Here is a 21,193-nt window from a genome sequence, read left to right on the forward strand (position 1 = left end):
TGTAATTTTAATTTTAAATCCTTAAATTAATTCTGATTCATATTCAAATACACCTGTTTTAGCAGTTTCAGCAATAAAATTAGCTGATTTTTTTAAAACCCTTTTGCCGTTATTAGTTAAATCTAATTGAACAAATCCATAACGATTTTTATACGCATTCATTCATGAACAATTGTCAATGTAAGCTCAAGAATTATAACTAAAACAATTGGAACCTTCCTTAATTGCTTGATGAACTCAAACTAAATGTTCTTTAGTAAAATCAATGCGATATTGGTCATTAATAATACCATGTTCTAAAAAACGTTCTTCATTCTCAACTCCCATTCCATTTTCTGAAATATAAACGGGAATGTTATTATAATGTTCTTTTAAATTCATTAATGTGATATAAATTGCCTTAGGAAAAATTTCTAATCCTCGGTATGGATTAATGCGACGCCCTGGTATTTCATAAGGTTGGTAAAAATAATGTGGTGTAATTGCTCCATTAGTAAAATCTGGAATAAAATCAACGCCTTTTACTCAAGCTGGTTGATAAAAATTAACTCCTAAGAAATCAATTTTTAAGTTCTCATCTTGAATTAATTCTTCATCTCAATCAACAATTTGTCACATAAAGTTATATTTCTTAGCAACTTATTTCAATTCTTGTGGATAAGCATTTTTAACCATTGGATCTAAAAAACAATTAATTGTAAACAAATCATGTCATTTTTCTGCTTCTAAGTCAGCCTTATTTTTGCTACGAGGAATTGAAGGTGAAATGCTTAAAATGCACACAATTTCTCCTTTTAATTTTAATTGTCGAAATACTTTAATTGCTCATTTAAAAGAAATTAAAGTATTCCACTGGGTTTGCATACCGTGTTGCATATTAACTTCATTTGGAAAATGTCAATCATATCAATAACTACCTTCAATTACAACAATTGGTTAATTAAAAGTGGTAAACATTTCAACTCGATCACCAAATAATTCAAAACAAGTTTTTGCATAAAAAAAAGCATCAACTACTTATCGCGAAAGCCAACCGCCTTTTTGTTGTGCTCAATATGGCATATCAAAATGAAATAAATTAATAATTGGCTTAATGTTATTTTTTAATATTTCATTAATTACATTATTATAAAATTCAACTCCTTTTTGATTAACTGTTTTTCCATCAGGAATTAATCTAGTTCATTGAATTCATGTTCGTAATGAATTAAAATTTAACTCCCTTGCAATTTTAATATCTTCTTGATAACGATGGTAAAAATTATTTAAACAAGGTTGTTGATTAAAAAAACTGTATTTTTCTAACTTAAATAAATGATCTCAATTTGATGCAGATTTTCCATTTTCCAAAGATACCCCTTCTGTTTGCGAACCAGAAAAAGCACTGCCTAATAAAAAATTTTTTTTAAAATTATACTGCCCCATTAGAAATCTCCTCTCTAAAACACTTTTATTATATCTATTATTTAGAGAATAAACAATAAAACATTATTTAAGTAATTTGGATTTTAATACTAAATATTGTTGCCATAACGTTTCTACACGACTATGTTCAAAAATAAAAAGTTTATTTTTAATTAAATGTTTTAAATTATCAATTTCTGTTCAAATTGCATTAACAATATCACGACTATATTTTCAAGCAATACGATTTCGATTAAACTCTTTTAGATCTAAAATTTTATAACTACCATCGGCAAAAACTTTAATGTCTAAATCATAATCAATATACTTAATTGTTTTTTGATCCATAATAAATGGCGATGCAATATTACAATAATAATTTATCCCGGTATCTTTAAGCATACAAATAATATTACTTCAATTTTTCCGATTAAAAATCCAGATTGCTGGTTCATTTGTTTTTCATTTTCTACCATTCAATTCTGTAACAGTAACATCTCCATTTACTAAAACAATATATTCTTCTTCTAGTAATAAAACAACTGCCGATTCTCAACTACGGTAAACTGAACCATTATGTTTATAAGCATGTACTAAGACACTAACTCCAACTTGTAACGAGTCCATAATGTTACCTCCCATAATTTACTTTTTCAAAATTACAGCAAAAAACAACTAAAAATAATACAATAAAAAATTATGTAAAATTATTAAATTTAAATTGCCATAATATTTAATTTTATTTTGATATTAATTACTTTAAAATAAAATGCTATTTTAAATACGTCAACATTTTCATTATATCAGTTGTATTTATTAAGTAAATAGACAGGCTTTAACTAATTAGAATTTTTTTTATTGTAAATAAATTATTTTGGAAATTATAAATTTATATATTGCTTTTTATAAGATCTTATAGTTAAGTAAAAAACTCCCCTATTTGTTTAACAATTTTAATAGGGGGGATATTATATTATATTTTTTTCTTTTTAAAATGTAAATTGTACTATGAAGTGTAGCAGCTTATTTGATATCATTATAACACCAATAAAATAAATGTTCAATATAATTTATTTTTAAAAAATTTATTAGTTTTGTCTTAAATTTATGAATTTTGGCACACTGAAAAATAAAATGATTAAAATTTATGATAACTATCACTTAAAATTTAAACATTTGTATAAAAACTTCTTTTGAAGATAGTCAATGTAAAGATTTTTTAAGTTTAGAGTTTATTATATTAGCAACTTCTTGATAGTAATTTATTGAATAAATACTTAAATCAGTACCTTTTAAAAATCAATGTCTAAAATCGCGGATTGCTCTTTCAACTTTGGGTTTTTGTGTTGGAGTTCCAGCATCACAAAAATACACTTTAGCATTTGTTATTTTTTCAATTTTTTCTCAATCAGCAAATTCTTTTCCTTGATCTGTTAATCTGTTATTATTCCTTTGCATCTATCTTTGAAAAATCTGTTAGAAAAAATTCGTTTTACTGCGTTTGTAACTTCTTTTGTTGTTTTTTCTTTTAATGGTTCAATGATTTTAAATTGGGTTAATTATTCTATTAAAACTAAACAAACACTATTATTTTTACCAACCATAGTATCCATTTGAAATCAACCAAATTCATATTTATCATGTTTTGCTTGGTCAATAGTTCTAAAATTTTTTATTTTTCCGCGATTATCAATTCTGTTTTTCGTTTTATATTTTTTGCCATGAAAATACAAATTATACTTATTGAAATTTAAAAATCCCAAATTAATATATTTATATAAAGTTTTAAAAGATACCGGAAATTTAATACTAAACTCTTTTTCATATTTTTTACAAATTTGTTCTGGTGAATCATGAAATTTGTTATATTTTTCATCTAATCATTCTAAAATATTTAACAATAATGATGATTTTTTAAAACATTTTTGTCGTTTTTGTAAATAATTTTCGTGTGCTAATTTAGCATCATATTTATTATCTTTGTAAATTGTAAATGCAAATGTAGCACTTTATTTTTTTCAATAAAGTGCTACATTTGCATTTACAATTTACAAAAAAACTACTTTTGTAGTTAAAAATGGGGCGGATGATGGGACTTGAACCCACGAATGCCGGAGCCACAATCCGGAGCGTTAACCTCTTCGCCACAACCGCCATATCTGATTATATAAATAACCTTATTTATTATAACTTAAAACAAAAAAATGTAAATAGAATCTTTAATTTTGTAGAAAACTCTTGATATTTATAAAATATACCTAAAATTAGGTATATTCTTAATATAAGATGTGAATAATTAATGGAAAAAATAATTGAAGAATTAATAAATAGTTTAACAGATGATCAATTTTTAGAATTTCATGAAAAAGTCAAAAAAGAAGCAGAATTAATTAAAAAACAAAAACGCTTAAATTAAATTGATCAAAAATTTAGGGATAAAGGTATTAAATGTCCTAATTGTCAATCTTTTTATTATGTTAAAAATGGTCATAATCCTGAAGGAAAACAAAAATATTTATGCAAAAAATGTCGTGCTAGTTTTGATGCTTTTCGTGATCATTTTACGTATTGAAGTCATTTAAATTATGAACAGTGAAATTTATTGATTCAAATTTCATTATTAGGCCAATCTAGTAAAATGATTTCCCACTTTATTAAAACATCACCGAAAACCGCTTGATATAATCGCTAAAAAATAATGAAATCAAAACAATTATAAAACACCCAATTAAAATTTAAAACGTTAAATGGCCAAATTCAAATCGATGAAACATTTATTAAAGAAATCCACAAAGGTAATTTTAAAGATAAATTTGATAAAAGAAAAATTCATCTTGATTCATTTTCAACCAACACTAAATGTTGTATTCAAATGGCTGTTGATAGCAATAATAATATTTATGTTAAATCAACCAACACAAAAAGATTACAAAAACAGTGAATTATTGAAAATATTAATAAACAATTAATCAAAGAAAATTCAATTATTATTTCTGACATGCAACCATTATATTTATTAGTAGCAAAACAAACAAATTCTATTTTATTAGCAACTAAAACTAGCACAAATCCTGATGCTAGTTATCGGAAGTTAAATAAAATTAGTAAATTACAATCAAATCTTAAATAATCCTTAATTCATTATCATGGCTTAGGTTTCACGAACATTCAAAATTATTTAAATCTCTGAAAATGAAAATACCAGCATAAAGGTTTAACGCCAAACCAACAATCATCGGTATTATATTTTAACGTATAAAAAAGTTAAATAACAATATTAAAAGTTTATATAATTTTCTTTTAAAGTTATCATATTGATGATTTTTTTTATTTCATCAAGAGTTTTCTACAAAATTAAAAAATAGAATTATTCCTACATCTTAAAAACATATTTTTTATAACATTAAAACAAATAAGATGTTAGTTTAAAAAGGATTATTATGTTAATAAATCTTATCATTAATTTTATATTATATAATATATTAGGTACAGATATGTAGTACCCAAAGGAGTAAAAATAGAAAAAGAATAACAAAATATATATAGTTAAGAAAAATAAAATTTTAACTAAAGAATTAATAATTCGTAATGTTAAATTTCTTTGTTTTGCTAGTTACGTTCAAACAGAAACAGATGTTATTAACTTCTTAAAAAAGTATAAAGATAAAAAAGCAAACCATAATGTATATGCATATGTCATTGGGAATCGTCGTGAAAATATTTACAAAACCGATAATGGTGAAACACGACATATTGCAGGGAAAACTATCTTAGAAAATATTCTTGAAAAAAATATAACAAATATTATTGTTCTATTTCTTCGGTATTTTAATCCAATTTACAGTTTACCCGAATATTGAATTAAAAATGGATATGCAACAATTACGCGTATTATTTTAAATTCTGCTCAGTTAGAAAAAATTAATGAACAAATTAAAATTGGAATTTTATTGCGCCCATTAAATGAAGTATTTTTACGAGAACTTTTAGACAAAAATAAAATTAATATTATATCTAGATTAATTTATCGTGGTGACTTAATTTTTACTATAATTATTGATCGTAACAACAGTGTACTAATTGAATTAGATAATTTAATTATTAAAGGAAAAATCTATAGTTATAAAATTTTAAAAAATTAAAAAATCTTATTAATTTTTTTTAATTTTGTAGAAAACTCTTGATAAAATAAAAAAAATCATTAATATGATAACTTTAAAAGAAAATTATATAAACTTTTAATATTGTTATTTAACTTTTTTATACGTTAAAATATAATACCGATGATTGTTGGTTTGGCGTTAAACCTTTATGCTGGTATTTTCATTTTCAGAGATTTAAATAATTTTGAATGTTCGTGAAACCTAAGCCATGATAATGAATTAAGGATTCTTTAAGATTTGATTGTAATTTACTAATTTTATTTAACTTCCGATAACTAGCATAATGATTTGTACTAGTGGAATGGCAACACTTTTTAGGACACTTTTTATATAGACATTTGTTTTCTAAAAGTAACTGGAGATAAATGATTTAAACTGCCATGAATTCGAATATTGTTATATCAATGCACAAAATCAAAAAGTTCGTATTTTAATTGTGTTAAATTTTTAAATTTTTTACCCTTAATAAATTCAGTTTTAAAAGTTTTGTAAGTTGTTTCAGCCACAGCATTATCATAAGGGCGGCCTTTATTGCTTAATGATCTTTTAATATTAAAAGTTATTAAAATTTCATCAATTATTTTATTTTTAAACTCATTACCACGATCAGTATGAAATAGAGTTATTTGATTTAATGGTCGTGTTATTTTATGAAAAGCTTGTTGGGCCAGTTCGGCTGTTTTATTCGGCCCATCACTATAACCAATTATTTCGCGATTAAACAAGTTAATTAATAAACAAATATAATGTCATTTAGCGCCAAATTGAACATATGTTAAATCACTAACAATAACTTCATTAGGTTTTTTGTTGTTAAATTGACGATTTAAAATATTATTAATTTGGTCATTATTGACTGTTGTTTTATGATTATGATATTTTAATTTGGTGTATTTAGAAACAAAATTATTTTTGATCATAAAGAATCTGATTTTTCGCCGCGATAAGATGATATCTTTTCTGTTTAAAATAACTTTAATTTTGCGAGCCCCATAAATTTTGTGACTTTTATTAAAGGCACTGATAATTTCTTGTTCATAATTATTAACTTGCTTGTTAATACATTTATTAGTTTGATAATAATACGTTGATTTTGATAAACCCAAAATATTACATATTTTTCTTACTGAATATTTTGTTTTGTTGTTATTAATTATTGTTATTTTTTAGCCATTATCATCAGTGCGGCTTGCTTTAAAATGTCATTTTCCATTTTCAAGTCTTTAAGTTCTTTTCGTAAAGTTATTATTTCATTTTCTTCTAGTGTGCGATTGTCTTTTGCTTTAAATGAACCAGAATTATTATAATTTTTAACTCAACTATAAATAATTGGTTTTGGTAAATTATATTCTTGCCCTAGATTAATAACACTTTTACCATTTTTATATAGCATGACAATTTGTTTTTTAAATTCTTCAGAGTATGAAGTTTTATTTCCCATTTTATATTCCTTCTTTCTTAATAATTTTATCTAATTTTGAAGTCTATATAATTATGGTCCTAATAATTATAGCCTATCCAATACGTTGATTTTGATAAACCCAAAATCTTACATATTTTTCTTACTGAATATTTTGTTTTGTTGTTGTTAATTATTGTTATTTTTTGGCCATTATCAGTGTGGCTTGCTTTAAAATGTCATTTTCCATTTTCAAGTCTTTAAGTTCTTTTCGTAAAGTTATTATTTCATTTTCTTCTAGTGTGCGATTGTCTTTTGCTTTAAATGAACCAGAATTATTATAATTTTTAACTCAACTATAAATAGTTGGTTTTGGTAAATTATATTCTTGCCCTAGATTAATAACACTTTTACCATTTTTATATAGCATGACAATTTGTTTTTTAAATTCTTCAGAGTATGAAGTTTTATTTCCCATTTTTATATTCCTTCTTTCTTAATAATTTTATCTAATTTTGAAGTCTATATAATTATGGTCCTAATAATTGTAGCCTATCCAATTTCTTTAGTATATCCATCAATAATTGTTGATTGATAATATCTTTCTCCTTTTCAAATTAAATATGTTACATCAGTATATAGTACTGAAAACCTTGTTTTTATATCATTGAATTTACGATTAATTAAATCAGGATATTGCAATAAGCTTTTTTCTTTATTCTGTTTATACTTTATTTTTCTTCTCATTTTTATTACATATTCAGGTTGTATTTGATTATCACGCATAATTCTTAAAACTTTTTTTGAATTATATTTTATACCATAATCTTCTTTTAAATATTTAGTAATTATTCGATAACCAAATTGTTTTAAATTTTCTTCATAGACTTTTACAATATCATTTATTGCTTTTTTATCTTTTTTGCTACTGTCATAATTTTTATATTTATCTCAATAACTACGTTTTAACCCTGTTACTTCTAGTAATAATTTTATTTAATATTCACGACAATTTTTTTAATAAAAGAGACTATTCTTAGTTTGCTTAATTGCAAAAGTCATGGAGCTTTTTTAATAATTCATACCTTGTTTTATAATATTATAAATTTCTTTTGCCAAAAGAAATTTTAGGTCCTTTAGGATTGTTTAATTTTCCTTTTTTATGATTTGTTCATCAAGATTCTACTGTATTTGCATTTATATTATATTGTTTTGCTACTATTCAACAACTTTTTTGTTTAATTTCCTCAATGATTTTTGTTCTAAATTCTGATGTATATTTGTTATATTTTTGCCCTTTTTTGCCATATAAAAATTCACCCCCTATAAAAATTTAACAAAATCTTTTTTTATTTTACTTACTTTTTGGGGCGCAGTCTTATTTTAATCGCTTTTTACAATTAACAAAAACAGCTAATAAATTAGGAATTGATGTTTATGGTGATGTCAATGGTGCTGTTTATGAAGAATTTTAATTATATAAAAATAATCGTGAACAAGTTATGAATTTTTTTATGACTGAATTAGGATTAAAAGGAATTCGTTTTGATGAAGGAATTAGTGGCGAAGATGTTGCAAAATTAACACATAATAAAGAAGATATTAAAATCATTTTAAATGCATCAAGTCCTGCCCAAGAATTAGAATATTTATTATCATTAAATGCAAATAAAAATAATTTGGTTGGATGTTGGAATTTTTATCCACAACGTTATACTGCTAGTTCGTTAATGCATTTTATTGAAAAAAAAATCTATTTATAAAATGTTAGGAATTCGATTACAAGTTTTTGTTGCTTTGCAACGGAATGATGCACAAGGACCTTGGCAATATAATAATAAATTACCAAGCATTGAAATGCATCGTGATTTAACATTAGATTTTCAAATTCTTCATTTTGTGGCCTTATGTGTAGACGACATTATTGTATCAACGCAGTTTTTAAATGATGAAGAATTTGCAACTTTACAAAACATTAATTTACATTTAATTACATTAAGTTTAAAAACAGATAGGGGATACTTCTTGACAAAACAATTAATTTTGTTCGCCCAGAATTTAGCAGAGTACATGATTCGTAGTACATTTGCTCGGATTAAATATCAAGATTGTGATTTGCCTGCCCGCCCCCTTAGTGGTAAATATTTTGAAAAAGGTGATATTGTTATTTTAAATAATAAGGCACAAAATTATAAAGGTGAAGTTCAAATTATTACAAAACGGATGATAAACGATGGTATTCGTAACCTTTTTGGTCAATTAGACGAAAATGAACAAAAAATTGTTGATTGTTTATTACCAAATCAAGAATTTAGATTTAATTTAAGTTAAAAAAGTTGTAGTTAAAACCTATGGCTTTTTTATTTTGAAATGACTTTTATAATATTAAAATTATTTTCTTATTTTGAGGGATATAATTAAAAAATAAAAAATAATATTGCAATATTAAATAAATAGTTATTAATTTATTAACTCTTATTATTTTAAAGAAAGGAGTTATTAAGTTATGAAAAAAATTTTAAGTTTATTAGGAGCAATAATAATGTTTGATAATGGCGCTTCTATTGTTACAGCTAATAAGGTACAAGAGCCTTGACAAAATAATAATAGTCAACAAAAAGATAAAACTTATTTAATATAATCTGAAGTGTTTTGAAATAAAGCATTAATAATAGCAAAAATTAACTATCAAACAGAAAAAGTTAATTTAACAGCGTTAGGAATTAATAATTTAAATGAGTTAAAAACATTTTCTGTCGTTTGTTTGCCTGACTTTGAAATAACAGTTAATGATAATAAGATTGATAATCCAAATTATTTTGCATTATTTATTCCTACAAGTGATTTAAAAGTACTTACGAATTAATTTGATTGGGTAATGTTAGATAATAAAAATGATTTTAGAACAACTATTAATAAAGAATGATATTAGGGTTATTTTTATATGAAGGGAGTTGTTTGAAAAGATATCAACACTGGAATTTTATATTTAAAATTATTTTATAGTTTTGAGATTACAGAAGAAACACCTTAATCTTCTAATTACATTAATCTAAGGATAAAATCAGGTTCAACATTACAAGTGGTAAGAAAATAACTTTAATTTTGTAGAAAACTCTTGATATTTATAAAATATACCTAAAATTAGGTATATTTTATAAATATCAAGAGTTTTCTACAAAATTAAAGAAGTAATTCCAAATTAAATCTTGGTATTATCTTTATAATTATGTTAAAATCTAATAAATTAAGGAGGAAAAGTAATTAATGTCATTTACTGTAATAAAACACCCGTTAATTTTGGATAAATTAACAAGAATGCGCAAAAAGAAGAGTAATTCAAAGGTCTTTAAAGAAAATTTAGATGAAATTGCGCAATTAATGGCGTATGAAATATTTCGAAATATTGAATTAAATGAATTTGAAATTGAAACACCAGTAGCAAAAACAAAGGGATATAAAATTGCGAATGATATTGTTTTATTTCCAATTTTAAGAGCAGGTTTGGGGATGGTTGATGGAATTATTAATTTAGTCCCAAATGCTAAAATTGGACATATTGGATTATACCGAGATGAAAAAACCTTAGAGCCACATGAATATTTTGCCAAAAAACCAGAAAATATTAATAAAGCAAATGTTTTAGTTTTAGATCCAATGTTAGCGACAGGGGGCAGTGCTAATGTGGCAATTAAAAAAATTAAAGAATGAGGAGCAACTAATATTAAATTAGTATGTTTGGTAGCTGCACCTGAAGGAAAAAAATGTATTGAAGAGCATCATCCATATGTTGATATTTATGTTGCTGCGTTAGACCAACGTTTAGATGAACATGGTTATATTATTCCTGGTCTAGGTGATGCAGGAGACCGTATTTTTGGAACTAAATAAAAAAAATAAATTAAATTGAAAAAACCATTTTAAAGGTGTAGAATATAAATTGTCAATAATAAGTTTAGTAATGTTTTTGGGAATACTAATAGTATTGACGATGATATATTTGACATTAAAACGAGATTGAACTTTATACACAGGATTAGTTTTGGGGTATTTGTTTTCTCTTATAGGTTTCTTAATCATTTGCTTTTCTGGATGATTGTTAAGTATAAGTTTAAATAAGTACTTTTTTATCTTATTGTACCTAGTTCGCTTAGTGATTTATGCTATACCTATAGTTATTTATGCTGAGAATACTAGTTTTTTTAGTATCTACACAATAATTATTGGAATTAGTTTATGACCATTTTCATCGTTATTTGCAAATGTTAAATTTCCCATTCATCAACGCAGAAAGGAAGGAAAAAATGGCAATGAATAGTAACTTTGGTCAATTTCTTGCAATGGATTTAATCCCTGATCCAAATAAAAGTGGAATGGATGCATGAAGTTATACAATTTTATTACCGCAATTAGTAACGATAGTTATTACTACCTTTATTATTATGCTTTTATCAATAGGTTATTATAAACGCTTAAAAAAACTTGGTCCAACCGATATTCCAACTGGCTTAGTACTTTTTGCTGAAATTACAATTAAGTGAGTTGAAAAACAAGTTGTTGATTTGATGGGACCAAAATATAAATTTTTAACAGTTTATGTTATATACTTATTATTGTATATTGGGATTGGAAATTTAATGAGTGTTGTTGGGTTTGAATCACTTGCAACCGCTTATACTGTCCCATTATCAATGGGATTGGTTACCTTTTTTGGAATATATTATTTTGGGATTAAATATCAAAAACTAGTATATTTTAAAAAGTTTTTTATCAATCCATTAGAATTATTAACCCAATTTGTTCCTTTGATTTCAATTTCATTCCGTTTATTTGGAAACATTTTGGGAGGAACAGTTATTATTACCTTGTTCACAGCTTTAATGAGCTTTATTTGAGGACATATTCCTTATATTGGGCCTGTTGATTTATTAGCTGGTGTATTTTTACCTTTTTTAAGTATTTATTTTGATGTTTTTGATGGTTTAATTCAAGCATATATTTTTGCAATTTTAACAATTGCTTATTGGGCAATGGAAATGAAAACAGAAACCAAAGAAAAAAACGAAAAGATAATTAAGTTAAAAAAAGAACAAAAAATTAAAAATGTTAATTTAAATGGATAAAAAAGGATTAAAATAAAATTATATATTTGTTAAGGAAGAGGAGAATTATAATATGATAAATTTTATGACAATAGATTTGCTATCGAATATGATGACAATATGATTCATGGCCGGAATTAATGATGGTTTTACAAAGGGAATGTCATTATTAGGAGCAGGATTAGCTGCCATTGGTTGTTGTGGTTCAGGAATTGGACAAGGGTATACTGGCGGAAAAGCTGTTGAAGCAATTGCTCGAAACCCAGAAGTTGAAAGTAAAGTTCGAACACAATATATTATTGCTGCTGCGATTACTGAATCAGGGTCAATTTATGCATTAGTTATTGCGATTATTTTAGCATTTGTTACTGGTTAATGAAAAGTAAAAAATTGGAAACAAAGAAGGCTTAGATGTCTATGACAATGTGATTAATGTCAAAACCAATTGAACCAGCAGAAATTATTAATCAATTATTTCCTAATATATGGGTTTTTATTGCTCATGTTATTGCGACAATTATTTTATTAATTTTATTATCAAAATGAGTTTATAATCCATTTCGAAAAGCAATGCGTGCTCGTCGCAATAAAATTCGAGAATTAATTCAAGATGCTGCTGAAAAACAAGCAAAAGCAACAATTGATCAAAAAGAAGCATCGAAATTGTTAACAACAGCGAAGGTAGAAGCAAATAGTATTATTGTTGCGGCCCGAACTGAAGCAGAGGCAAAACGTCATCAAGTTTTAGAAACAGCAAAAGCTGAAGTTATGCAGCTAAACGAACAGGCCCATAAAGAAATTCAAAAAGAAAAAGAGCAATATTATGATGATATTCGAAAATCAATTATTAATGTTGCTTTTAATGCAGCTGAGCAATTATTAAGTAAAGAAATTAATAAAGAAAAAAATGAAAAATTGGTAGAAGAGTTCATCAAAGAATTAGAGTAGTAGGTTATGTTAATTAGTGAAAAATTTATTGATAATTATGCAGCTGCTTTAATGGCATTGGCGCTTGAAACAAAAAAAATTGATCATTTTTTAGAAGTTAGCAATATAATCGTAGATTTATTTAAACAAGAACCAGATTATATTAAGTTAATGGTGAATGCTGACATTACAAAAGAAGAACGAAAGAACATTTTAGCAAAACCATTTCAAAAAGTTATTGATCCGTTAATTTTAAATGCCCTTTTTTTATTAATTGATCGCGAAGCTTTTTGTTATGTTAGAAGAATTTTTAAAAGTTTAAGAAAATTAATAAATATTAGTTATGATGTTCAATATGGAAATATTTATTCAACCCAACCATTAACAAGAAAACAAATTACAACAATTAAAACAAAATTAAGTAAAAAATTTGGCTATCATATTGAGTTAATTAACAAAATTGATTCATCTTTATTAGGCGGAGTTCGGATTAAAATTAAGCACGAAATTATTGATAGTTCAATTGCGGGACAATTAGAAACAATGCGACAAAAAGCAATACATAATAAATAGAAGATGGGGTGAAAAAGTGGCTTTAAATGTAAATGATATTTCCGAAATAATTAAAAAACAGATTAAAGAATATGGTAAAAAAATTGAAATTCATGAAGAAGGAACTGTTGTGACAGTTGGTGATGGAATTGCTTTAATTGATGGTCTTGACAATGCAATGATGAGTGAATTGATAATTTTTCCGAATGAAATTTATGGAATGGTATTAAACTTAGAAGAAGGTGCTGTTGGGGCCGTTTTAATGGGCGATGATACAACAGTTCGTGAAGGTGATCAAGTTCGCCGATCAGGAAAAATTGTTGAAACGCCAGTTGGTGATGCGTTGTTAGGGCGTGTTGTTAATGCATTAGGACAACCAATTGATGGGAAAGGACCATTAAAAGCAACAAAAACACGTCCTGTGGAACGAATTGCGCCTGGTGTTATGACTAGAAAATCGGTTGATGAACCAATGGAAACGGGAATTATGACAATTGATGCGATGATTCCCATTGGTAAAGGACAACGAGAATTAATTATCGGTGATCGCCAGACAGGAAAAACAGCAATCGGAATTGATACCATCTTAAATCAAAAAGGGAAAAATGTAAAATGTATTTATGTTGCAATTGGGCAAAAAGCATCAACTGTTGCACAAATTGTCGAAAAATTACGTGCTGCTGGTGCATTAGAATATACAACAGTTGTTTCAGCCACAGCAAGTGAATTAGCGCCATTACAATACTTAGCACCATATACTGCTGTTACTATTTGTGAAGAATGAATGGAATCTGGTGAAAATGTCATTATTATTTATGATGATCTTTCAAAACATGCTGTTGCTTATCGAACAATGGCACTATTATTACACCGCCCACCTGGCCGTGAAGCATATCCTGGTGATGTTTTCTATTTACATAGTCGTTTATTAGAACGCGCCGCGCGAGTAACAAAAGAATATGGAGGCGGAAGTATTACTGCTTTGCCAATTATTGAAACACAAGCGGGTGATATTTCAGCATATATTCCAACTAATGTTATTTCAATTACTGATGGGCAAATTTTCTTAAATAATGATCAGTTTAATGCTGGAATTCGCCCCGCGGTTGATGCGGGATTATCGGTGTCACGGGTAGGGTCAACAGCACAAATTAAAGCAATGAAACAAGTTGCGGGTTCATTAAAATTAGAATTAGCACAATATCGCGAACTACAAGCCTTTGCTCAATTTGGTTCTGATTTGGATGATGCGACAAAAGAAGTATTAGAACATGGAAAACGAGTAATTGAAATTTTAAAACAAAAACAATATTCACCGCTTTCACAAATTGACCAAGCAATCATTTTATTAGCAGTTAAGAAAAAAAGAATTCGTTGAATTCCAGTTGATAAAATTCAAGAATTTAAAGAAGAAATAATTGAACATTTTAATACAAAAGCAAAAAAATACTATGCTGAATTAGCAAAGGCCAAAGCCTACAGCGATACATTAATGACTAATGTTGATAATGAAATTATTAATATTGTTAAAAAAAATACCAATAAAATTGCTGATTATAAACCAGAAATGTTTGGACAAATTGAAGAGTGAAAAAAATTAGGACAATAAGGTTAAAAGAACAAAATGGCAGTCGGAACAGGTTTAAAAAAACAAATTACTTCAATTACTTCAACATCTAAAATAATACAAGCAATGAAATTGATAGCGACAGCAAAATTAAAAAAAGTTGGTAAACGAATTTCTAATTCAAAACCATATTTTGCTGAAGTTTATACTGTTTTTAATGACATTATTAGTAAAACAGATGATTCAATTTACCAAAAAAAAGATGGTACAAAAGCTAGTAAACGTACTTGTTGAATCGTTGTTAATTCAAATTTAGGTTTATGTGGTGGTTATAATATTAATATTAATAAGTTTGTGTTACAACAATTACGAAAAAGTGATTGTATTATTGCAATCGGTTCTAAAGCAGAAACATTTTATGCTCATAAAGGTTATGAAATTATGCAAACAAGAAAAGATATTGATATTAATTTTTCTTATGATGATGCACGTGAGTTTGCACAAGAAATTTTATCTGGTTTTAATGGAAATACTTATGATGAAATTAAAATTGCTTATACAAAATTTATTAATAATGTAACTTTTGAACCAACAATTTTACAATTGTTACCAATTATTAAGGTAACGCAACATGAAGAACCAAAACACATTAATGTTATTACCGAATTTGAACCAGATCCAGCAACGATTTTAGAAAATGCGGTGCCAATGTATTTAAATACCATTTTATTTTCATCAATCGTTGAATCACAGGTTTCAGAACAAGCATCACGGCGAGTAGCAATGGAAAATGCAACAGATAATGCAAATACGATGTTAGAAAAATTATCGTTATTATATAACCGCAAGCGCCAAGCAGCAATTACACAGGAAATTACAGAAATTGTTGCTGGGGGGGCTGGCGCGCAAGAAAATTAAGAGGTGGTTAAAAAAATGGATAAAAATGGAAAAGTAGTACAGGTGTTAGGACCTGTTGTTGATGTACGGTTTACGGAAGAATATTTGCCTGAATTATATAATGCTATTACGGTTAATAATAATGGAACAAAGTTAGTTTTAGAAGTTGTTCAACATATTGGTGATGACACCGTACGGGCAATTTCCTTAGGACCAACAGAAGGAATGGTTCGGGGAATGGATGTGATTGATACAAAAGCGCCAATTACAGTTCCGGTTGGCGAAGAGGTTTTAGGACGTATGTTTAATGTTCTTGGAGAAGCAATTGATGAAAAACCACAGCCAAAGACAAAGATAATGCGTCCAATTCACCGTGAAGCACCATCATATGAAGAACAACAAACAACAGCTGCAATTTTAGAAACAGGAATTAAAGTTGTTGATTTATTAGTTCCCTTTGCAAAGGGGGGAAAAATTGGTTTGTTTGGTGGTGCTGGAGTAGGAAAAACAGTACTAGTGCAAGAATTAATTAATAATGTGGCAAAATCACATGGAGGAATTTCTGTCTTTGCTGGTGTTGGTGAACGAACACGAGAAGGTAATGATTTATATTATGAAATGATTGAAGCTGGTGTTATTGATAAAACAGCTTTGGTTTTTGGTCAAATGAATGAAACACCAGGAGCTCGTATGCGAGTTGCTTTAACTGGATTAACAATTGCTGAATATTTCCGTGATGATAAAAACCAAGATGTTTTATTATTTATTGATAATATTTTCCGTTTTACCCAAGCTGGTTCTGAAGTATCAGCCTTATTGGGGCGGATGCCATCAGCAGTTGGTTATCAGCCAACATTAGCAACCGAAATGGGGGCATTACAAGAACGAATTACCTCAACAAAAAAAGGAAGTATTACTTCTGTCCAAGCAGTATATGTGCCAGCGGATGATTTAACTGATCCAGCTCCTGCAACAACATTTGTTCATTTAGACGCCAAGGTTGTCTTAGACCGCGAAATTGCATCATTAGGAATTTATCCGGCAGTTGACCCACTAGGAAGTTCGTCTCGATTATTAGACCCATTAGTGGTTGGCGAAGAACATTATGAAGTAGCACGAGGAGTACAAGAAATCCTACAAAAGTTTAAAGAATTACAATCAATTATCGCCATTTTAGGAATGGATGAATTATCAGATGAAGATAAATTAGCTGTTGCAAGAGCACGAAAAATTCGCAACTTTTTATCACAACCATTTTTTGTAGCTGAAAAGTTTTCTGGAAAAACAGGAAAATATGTACCTGTGGTAGAAACAATTCGTGCTTTTAGAGAAATATTAGCAGGAAAATATGATGATGTACCAGAACAAGCATTCTTATATGTTGGAACAATTGATGAGGTTGTTAAAGCCGCTGAAGCTTTAAAGCATAATTAAAATGGCGAATCAAATTAGTTTAAAAATTATTACACCACAGGGTGTCATTGTTAATCGCTTAGTTGATATTATAACAGTGAAAACAATTACGGGATATATGGGTATTTTGTATGGTCATATTCCTCTTGTTTCAACAATTGTTTCATCTGAAATGACATATAAAGTTAATAATAAAGAATATAAATTAAGTATTGCTGGTGGAATTTTGCAAGTTGAACAAGAATTTGTTAAAATTCTTGCTGATGAAGTTGAACCTATTAGTTAGATACGAAAATAGTAGAGTGCACACATTTTAGTAAGTGTACTAATAAAAAGTATTTACTATTTTTTTAATTATATCTTTTTCTTTACGATTTGAATATCATGTATTTCATTTTATAACATCTTGTATATTTTCTTCATGTGAATTATATATTTTATTATGGATTGTAGCTTTCTTAAGTAATAAATGAAAACTTTCTATAACAATATTATCTGCACAGTGGTATTTTTTCCCCATTGAAATTATAATACCGTTAGATAAACATTTATCGTGATAAATAGTGGATGTATATTGATATCCGTGATCTGAGTGAATTATTATTCCATTCAGATCTTTTTTTATTAATTTTATTTTATTAATTGCATCATTTAAATTATCCATTACTAATTTATTGTAATTATATTTAGATCACTTTACATCAACTATTTCTTTAGTATATCCATCAATAATTGTTGATTGATAATATTTTTCTCCTTTTCAAATATGTGGATAGGCTACAATTATTAGGACCATAATTATATAGACTTCAAAATTAGATAAAATTATTAAGAAAGAAGGAATATAAAAATGGGAAATAAAACTTCATACTCTGAAGAATTTAAAAAACAAATTGTCATGCTATATAAAAATGGTAAAAGTGTTATTAATCTAGGGAAAGAATATAATTTACCAAAACCAACTATTTATAGTTGAGTTAAAAATTATAATAATTCTGGTTCATTTAAAGCAAAAGACAATCGCACAATAGAAGAAAATGAAATAATAACTTTACGAAAATAACTTAAAGACTTGAAAATGGAAAATGACATTTTAAAGCAAGCCGCACTGATAATCGCCAAAAAATAACAATAATTAATAACAACAAAACAAAATATTCAGTAAGAAAAATATGTAAGATTTTGGGTTTATCAAAATCAACGTATTATTATCAAACTAATAAATGTATTAACAAGCAAGTTAATAATTATGAACAAGAAATTATCAGTGCCTTTAATAAAAGTCGCAAAATTTATGGTGCTCGCAAAATTAAAGTTATTTTAAACAGAAAAGATATCATCTTATCGCGGCGAAAAATCAGATTCTTTATGATCAAAAATAATTTGGTTTCTAAATACACCAAATTAAAATATCATAATCATAAAACAACAGTCAATAATGACCAAATTAATAATATTTTAAATCGTCAATTTAACAACAAAAAACCTAATGAAGTTATTGTTAGTGATTTAACATATGTTCAAGTTGGCGCTAAATGACATTATATTTGTTTATTAATTGACTTGTTTAATCGTGAAATAATTGGTTATAGTGATGGGCCGAATAAAACAGCCGAACTGGCCCAACAAGCTTTTCATAAAATAACACGACCATTAAATCAAATAACTCTATTTCATACTGATCGTGGTAATGAGTTTAAAAATAAAATTATTGATGAAATTTTAATAACTTTTAATATTAAAAGATCATTAAGCAATAAAGGCTGCCCTTATGATAATGCTGTGGCTGAAACAACTTACAAAACTTTTAAAACTGAATTTATTAAGGGTAAAAAATTTAAAAATTTAATACAATTAAAATACGAACTTTTTGATTTTGTGCATTGATATAACAATATTCGAATTCATGGCAGTTTAAATTATTTATCTCCAGTTACTTTTAGAAAACAAATGTCTATATAAAAAGTGTCCTAAAAAGTGTTGCCATTCCATAGTTTTAGTTGCTAATAAAATAGAATTTGTTTGTTTTGCTACTAATAAATATAATGGTTGCATGTCAGAAATAATAATTGAATTTTCTTTGATTAATTGTTTATTAATATTTTCAATAATTCACTGTTTTTGTAATCGTTTTGTGTTAGTTGATTTAACATAAATATTATTATTGCTATCAACAGCCATTTGAATACAACATTTAGTGTTGGTTGAAAATGAATCAAGATGAATTTTTCTTTTATCAAATTTATCTTTAAAATTACCTTTGTGGATTTCTTTAATAAATGTTTCATCGATTTGAATTTGGCCATTTAACTTTTTTTAAATTTTAATTGGGTGTTTTCTAATTGTTTTGATTTCATTATTTTTTGGCGATTATATCAAGCGGTTTTCGGTGATGTTTTAATAAAGCGGGAAATCATTTTACTAGATTGGCCTAATAATGAAATTTGAATCAATAAATTTCACTATTCATAATTTAAATGACTTCAATACGTAAAATGATCACGAAAAGCATCAAAACTAGCACGACATTTTTTGCATAAATATTTTTGTTTTCCTTCAGGATTATGACCATTTTTAACACAATAAAAAGATTGACAATTAGGACATTTAATACCTTTATCCCTAAATTTTTGATCAATTTCATTTAAGCGTTTTTGTTTTTTAATTAATTCCGCTTCTTTTTTGACTTTTTCATGAAATTCTAAAAATTGATCATCTCTTAAACTATTTATTAATTCTTCAATTATTTTTTCCATTAATTATTCACCTCTTATATTAAAAATATACCTAATTTTAGGTATATTTTATAAATATCAAGAGTTTTCTACAAAATTAAAGATTATAAATATAAAATAAAACATGATAGAATAATAATGTCTGAGACTACTTATATGATAAACTAAGTAATATTAAAAGAAGGTAGGCAATGCAATGATAGTAAAAATGATTGTGTGTGATATTGATGGAACATTAGTAACTGATAAAGATAAAAAGATTCCAACTATAAATATTGAGGCTTTAAAAAAGGCCCAAGCAAGGGGTATTTTAGTAACGATTGCTTCAGGGCGGGTTCCTAGTAGTTTATCTGATTATGCAACAACATTAGGAATCCTTGAACATTGCCCGTATGTTATTGGTGCTAATGGTGGGACTGTTTTAAATTTAAAAACAAAAGAATATGTCTATGATGAAATAATTTCATATCAAGATACATTATGAGCAATGAATATTGTCCGAGAATTTGGTCATGATTTTTATTTAGCACCACTCAATGAACAAGAAGCTTATGTTTCAAAGTCAAGCATTATTAAGGATGATCTTTTTTTATTTCGTAATACTGACATTAAAGCAATTGTTTTAGAATGAAATGAAATTCCGCAAATGCGTAAGGTTGTAATTTCTTGCCATGATGAGAAAAAACAAAATTGGTTACGACAACAAATTGCGGTTAGTAAAACATTAAGGACAGAAGTTACAGGGTATGGGTTTATTGAAATTATTCCTAAAAATGTTAATAAATGACAGGGAATTTTAAAATTAATTGAAGTACTTAAACATAAAGAAAATCACCATCTTGATTCAGATGAAATTATGTGTTTTGGTGATCAAATGAATGACTATGAGATGATTAAAAATTCAAAATATGGAATTGCATTAGCCAATGCTACACCGCAATTAAAAGAAGTTGCTTTTGCAGTAGCTGCAAAAGATAATAATGCGGCAGGAATTGCTGATTATCTTTATAAGACAATATTAAAATAGAAGATGA

Annotated in this window: 27 protein-coding genes, 1 tRNA gene and 6 pseudogenes; 20 read left to right on the forward strand and 14 right to left on the reverse strand. The window is 26.7% G+C overall.

Annotated elements, in window-relative coordinates; genetic code table 4:
- Window positions 1-21: 21 nt before the first annotated feature.
- The 6 genes and pseudogenes from AAHM76_RS04045 to AAHM76_RS04075 all read right to left on the reverse strand — a co-directional run bounded on the left by AAHM76_RS04045 (window position 22) and on the right by AAHM76_RS04075 (window position 3,558).
- Window positions 22-618: a family 1 glycosylhydrolase gene (locus AAHM76_RS04045; RefSeq protein ID WP_342256791.1), complete on the reverse strand. Its 597-nt coding sequence runs from the start codon at window positions 616-618 to the stop codon at window positions 22-24.
- Between the two features lie 21 nt (window positions 619-639).
- Complete coding sequence (locus AAHM76_RS04050) at window positions 640-864, reverse strand: family 1 glycosylhydrolase (RefSeq protein WP_342256792.1); 225 nt, start codon at window positions 862-864, stop codon at window positions 640-642.
- A gap of 153 nt (window positions 865-1,017) precedes the next feature.
- Complete coding sequence (locus tag AAHM76_RS04055) at window positions 1,018-1,425, reverse strand: family 1 glycosylhydrolase (RefSeq protein WP_342256793.1); 408 nt, start codon at window positions 1,423-1,425, stop codon at window positions 1,018-1,020.
- A gap of 63 nt (window positions 1,426-1,488) precedes the next feature.
- Window positions 1,489-2,031, reverse strand: a complete 543-nt coding sequence (locus AAHM76_RS04060) for a DUF402 domain-containing protein (RefSeq protein WP_342256794.1) — start codon at window positions 2,029-2,031, stop codon at window positions 1,489-1,491.
- 534 nt (window positions 2,032-2,565) lie between these two features.
- Window positions 2,566-3,386: pseudogene (locus AAHM76_RS08505) on the reverse strand (IS30 family transposase); the annotation flags it as partial.
- Window positions 3,387-3,482: 96 nt separating this feature from the next.
- Window positions 3,483-3,558: transfer RNA gene (locus AAHM76_RS04075), tRNA-His, on the reverse strand.
- Window positions 3,559-3,847: 289 nt separating this feature from the next.
- On the opposite strand from AAHM76_RS04075, the pseudogene AAHM76_RS08510 reads away from it, so the two are divergent.
- The 4 genes and pseudogenes from AAHM76_RS08510 to AAHM76_RS04090 form a co-directional block, all read left to right on the forward strand.
- Window positions 3,848-3,943, forward strand: a pseudogene (locus AAHM76_RS08510) (IS1/IS1595 family N-terminal zinc-binding domain-containing protein); the annotation flags it as partial.
- Window positions 3,944-4,276: 333 nt separating this feature from the next.
- Complete coding sequence (locus AAHM76_RS04080) at window positions 4,277-4,534, forward strand: hypothetical protein (protein ID WP_342255981.1); 258 nt, start codon at window positions 4,277-4,279, stop codon at window positions 4,532-4,534.
- Between the two features lie 517 nt (window positions 4,535-5,051).
- Window positions 5,052-5,177: pseudogene (locus tag AAHM76_RS04085) on the forward strand (YigZ family protein); the annotation flags it as partial.
- 177 nt (window positions 5,178-5,354) lie between these two features.
- Window positions 5,355-5,546: a hypothetical protein gene (locus AAHM76_RS04090; protein ID WP_342256797.1), complete on the forward strand. Its 192-nt coding sequence runs from the start codon at window positions 5,355-5,357 to the stop codon at window positions 5,544-5,546.
- Window positions 5,547-5,893: 347 nt separating this feature from the next.
- Here the strand turns inward: AAHM76_RS04090 and AAHM76_RS04095 are convergent.
- From AAHM76_RS04095 to AAHM76_RS08515, 4 genes and pseudogenes are all read right to left on the reverse strand, one after another.
- Window positions 5,894-7,008: pseudogene (locus tag AAHM76_RS04095) on the reverse strand (IS3 family transposase).
- Window positions 7,009-7,165: 157 nt separating this feature from the next.
- Window positions 7,166-7,444, reverse strand: coding sequence for a transposase (locus AAHM76_RS04100; RefSeq protein ID WP_342256798.1), 279 nt, complete (start codon window positions 7,442-7,444; stop codon window positions 7,166-7,168).
- A gap of 74 nt (window positions 7,445-7,518) precedes the next feature.
- Window positions 7,519-7,752: a hypothetical protein gene (locus AAHM76_RS04105; RefSeq protein ID WP_342256799.1), complete on the reverse strand. Its 234-nt coding sequence runs from the start codon at window positions 7,750-7,752 to the stop codon at window positions 7,519-7,521.
- A gap of 36 nt (window positions 7,753-7,788) precedes the next feature.
- Window positions 7,789-7,962, reverse strand: a pseudogene (locus AAHM76_RS08515) (hypothetical protein); the annotation flags it as partial.
- Between the two features lie 518 nt (window positions 7,963-8,480).
- On the opposite strand from AAHM76_RS08515, the gene AAHM76_RS04110 reads away from it, so the two are divergent.
- From AAHM76_RS04110 to AAHM76_RS04170, 14 genes are all read left to right on the forward strand, one after another.
- Complete coding sequence (locus AAHM76_RS04110; protein WP_342256800.1) at window positions 8,481-8,729, forward strand: MupG family TIM beta-alpha barrel fold protein; 249 nt, start codon at window positions 8,481-8,483, stop codon at window positions 8,727-8,729.
- The gene (locus AAHM76_RS04115) at window positions 8,707-9,297 is read left to right on the forward strand and encodes a phospho-sugar glycosidase domain-containing protein (RefSeq protein ID WP_342256801.1); all 591 of its coding nucleotides are present in this window, start codon (window positions 8,707-8,709) and stop codon (window positions 9,295-9,297) included. Before AAHM76_RS04110 ends, AAHM76_RS04115 begins: the two co-directional genes overlap by 23 nt.
- 175 nt (window positions 9,298-9,472) lie before the next feature.
- A complete protein-coding gene (locus AAHM76_RS04120; protein WP_342256802.1) occupies window positions 9,473-9,607 on the forward strand; it encodes a hypothetical protein in 135 nt (44 codons plus the stop codon).
- 6 nt (window positions 9,608-9,613) lie between these two features.
- Complete coding sequence (locus AAHM76_RS04125) at window positions 9,614-9,832, forward strand: hypothetical protein (protein WP_342256803.1); 219 nt, start codon at window positions 9,614-9,616, stop codon at window positions 9,830-9,832.
- A gap of 401 nt (window positions 9,833-10,233) precedes the next feature.
- Window positions 10,234-10,857: a uracil phosphoribosyltransferase gene (gene upp, locus AAHM76_RS04130; protein WP_342256804.1), complete on the forward strand. Its 624-nt coding sequence runs from the start codon at window positions 10,234-10,236 to the stop codon at window positions 10,855-10,857.
- Between the two features lie 100 nt (window positions 10,858-10,957).
- The gene (locus tag AAHM76_RS08520; protein ID WP_425289463.1) at window positions 10,958-11,284 is read left to right on the forward strand and encodes an MG406 family protein; all 327 of its coding nucleotides are present in this window, start codon (window positions 10,958-10,960) and stop codon (window positions 11,282-11,284) included.
- On the forward strand, window positions 11,190-12,089 hold the full coding sequence (locus AAHM76_RS04135) for a F0F1 ATP synthase subunit A (protein WP_342256805.1): 900 nt from the start codon (window positions 11,190-11,192) through the stop codon (window positions 12,087-12,089). Before AAHM76_RS08520 ends, AAHM76_RS04135 begins: the two co-directional genes overlap by 95 nt.
- A 91-nt stretch (window positions 12,090-12,180) precedes the next feature.
- Window positions 12,181-12,444 carry an ATP synthase F0 subunit C gene (gene atpE / locus AAHM76_RS04140; RefSeq protein ID WP_342256806.1) on the forward strand — a complete coding sequence of 88 codons (264 nt, stop codon included), beginning with the start codon at window positions 12,181-12,183 and terminating at the stop codon, window positions 12,442-12,444.
- Window positions 12,445-12,485: 41 nt separating this feature from the next.
- Window positions 12,486-13,016, forward strand: coding sequence for a F0F1 ATP synthase subunit B (gene atpF, locus AAHM76_RS04145; protein WP_342256807.1), 531 nt, complete (start codon window positions 12,486-12,488; stop codon window positions 13,014-13,016).
- A 6-nt stretch (window positions 13,017-13,022) separates the two neighbouring features.
- Window positions 13,023-13,568 (forward strand): F0F1 ATP synthase subunit delta, encoded by a 546-nt coding sequence (locus tag AAHM76_RS04150; RefSeq protein WP_342256808.1) that lies wholly within the window; start codon window positions 13,023-13,025, stop codon window positions 13,566-13,568.
- Between the two features lie 16 nt (window positions 13,569-13,584).
- Window positions 13,585-15,156: a F0F1 ATP synthase subunit alpha gene (gene atpA, locus AAHM76_RS04155; RefSeq protein ID WP_342256809.1), complete on the forward strand. Its 1,572-nt coding sequence runs from the start codon at window positions 13,585-13,587 to the stop codon at window positions 15,154-15,156.
- A gap of 15 nt (window positions 15,157-15,171) precedes the next feature.
- Window positions 15,172-16,032 (forward strand): ATP synthase F1 subunit gamma, encoded by an 861-nt coding sequence (gene atpG, locus AAHM76_RS04160; protein WP_342255434.1) that lies wholly within the window; start codon window positions 15,172-15,174, stop codon window positions 16,030-16,032.
- Window positions 16,033-16,047: 15 nt separating this feature from the next.
- Window positions 16,048-17,445, forward strand: a complete 1,398-nt coding sequence (gene atpD / locus AAHM76_RS04165; protein WP_342255435.1) for a F0F1 ATP synthase subunit beta — start codon at window positions 16,048-16,050, stop codon at window positions 17,443-17,445.
- A 1-nt stretch (window position 17,446) separates the two neighbouring features.
- Entirely contained in the window at window positions 17,447-17,710 is a 264-nt protein-coding gene (locus AAHM76_RS04170; RefSeq protein WP_342255436.1) for a F0F1 ATP synthase subunit epsilon, read from the forward strand.
- A 39-nt stretch (window positions 17,711-17,749) separates the two neighbouring features.
- Here the strand turns inward: AAHM76_RS04170 and AAHM76_RS04175 are convergent, their stop codons facing one another.
- Window positions 17,750-18,220 (reverse strand): DDE-type integrase/transposase/recombinase, encoded by a 471-nt coding sequence (locus AAHM76_RS04175; protein WP_342255437.1) that lies wholly within the window; start codon window positions 18,218-18,220, stop codon window positions 17,750-17,752.
- Between the two features lie 54 nt (window positions 18,221-18,274).
- Here AAHM76_RS04175 and AAHM76_RS04180 point away from each other — a divergent pair.
- A pseudogene (locus AAHM76_RS04180) lies at window positions 18,275-19,386 on the forward strand (IS3 family transposase).
- On the opposite strand, the gene AAHM76_RS04185 reads toward AAHM76_RS04180, so the two are convergent.
- The 3 genes from AAHM76_RS04185 to AAHM76_RS04195 form a co-directional block, all read right to left on the reverse strand.
- Window positions 19,348-19,605 carry a hypothetical protein gene (locus AAHM76_RS04185; RefSeq protein ID WP_342255438.1) on the reverse strand — a complete coding sequence of 86 codons (258 nt, stop codon included), beginning with the start codon at window positions 19,603-19,605 and terminating at the stop codon, window positions 19,348-19,350. The pseudogene AAHM76_RS04180 and the gene AAHM76_RS04185 overlap by 39 nt on opposite strands.
- A 125-nt stretch (window positions 19,606-19,730) precedes the next feature.
- On the reverse strand, window positions 19,731-19,877 hold the full coding sequence (locus AAHM76_RS04190) for a hypothetical protein (RefSeq protein ID WP_342255439.1): 147 nt from the start codon (window positions 19,875-19,877) through the stop codon (window positions 19,731-19,733).
- Window positions 19,878-19,886: 9 nt separating this feature from the next.
- Window positions 19,887-20,180, reverse strand: a complete 294-nt coding sequence (locus AAHM76_RS04195; protein ID WP_342255440.1) for an IS1/IS1595 family N-terminal zinc-binding domain-containing protein — start codon at window positions 20,178-20,180, stop codon at window positions 19,887-19,889.
- Window positions 20,181-20,367: 187 nt separating this feature from the next.
- On the opposite strand from AAHM76_RS04195, the gene AAHM76_RS04200 reads away from it, so the two are divergent.
- Window positions 20,368-21,186: a Cof-type HAD-IIB family hydrolase gene (locus AAHM76_RS04200; RefSeq protein ID WP_342255441.1), complete on the forward strand. Its 819-nt coding sequence runs from the start codon at window positions 20,368-20,370 to the stop codon at window positions 21,184-21,186.
- Window positions 21,187-21,193 lie beyond the last annotated feature (7 nt).

Origin of the sequence: Spiroplasma endosymbiont of Poecilobothrus nobilitatus (assembly GCF_964030655.1) — a bacterium.
GTDB lineage: Bacteria > Bacillota_I > Bacilli_A > Mycoplasmatales > Mycoplasmataceae > Spiroplasma.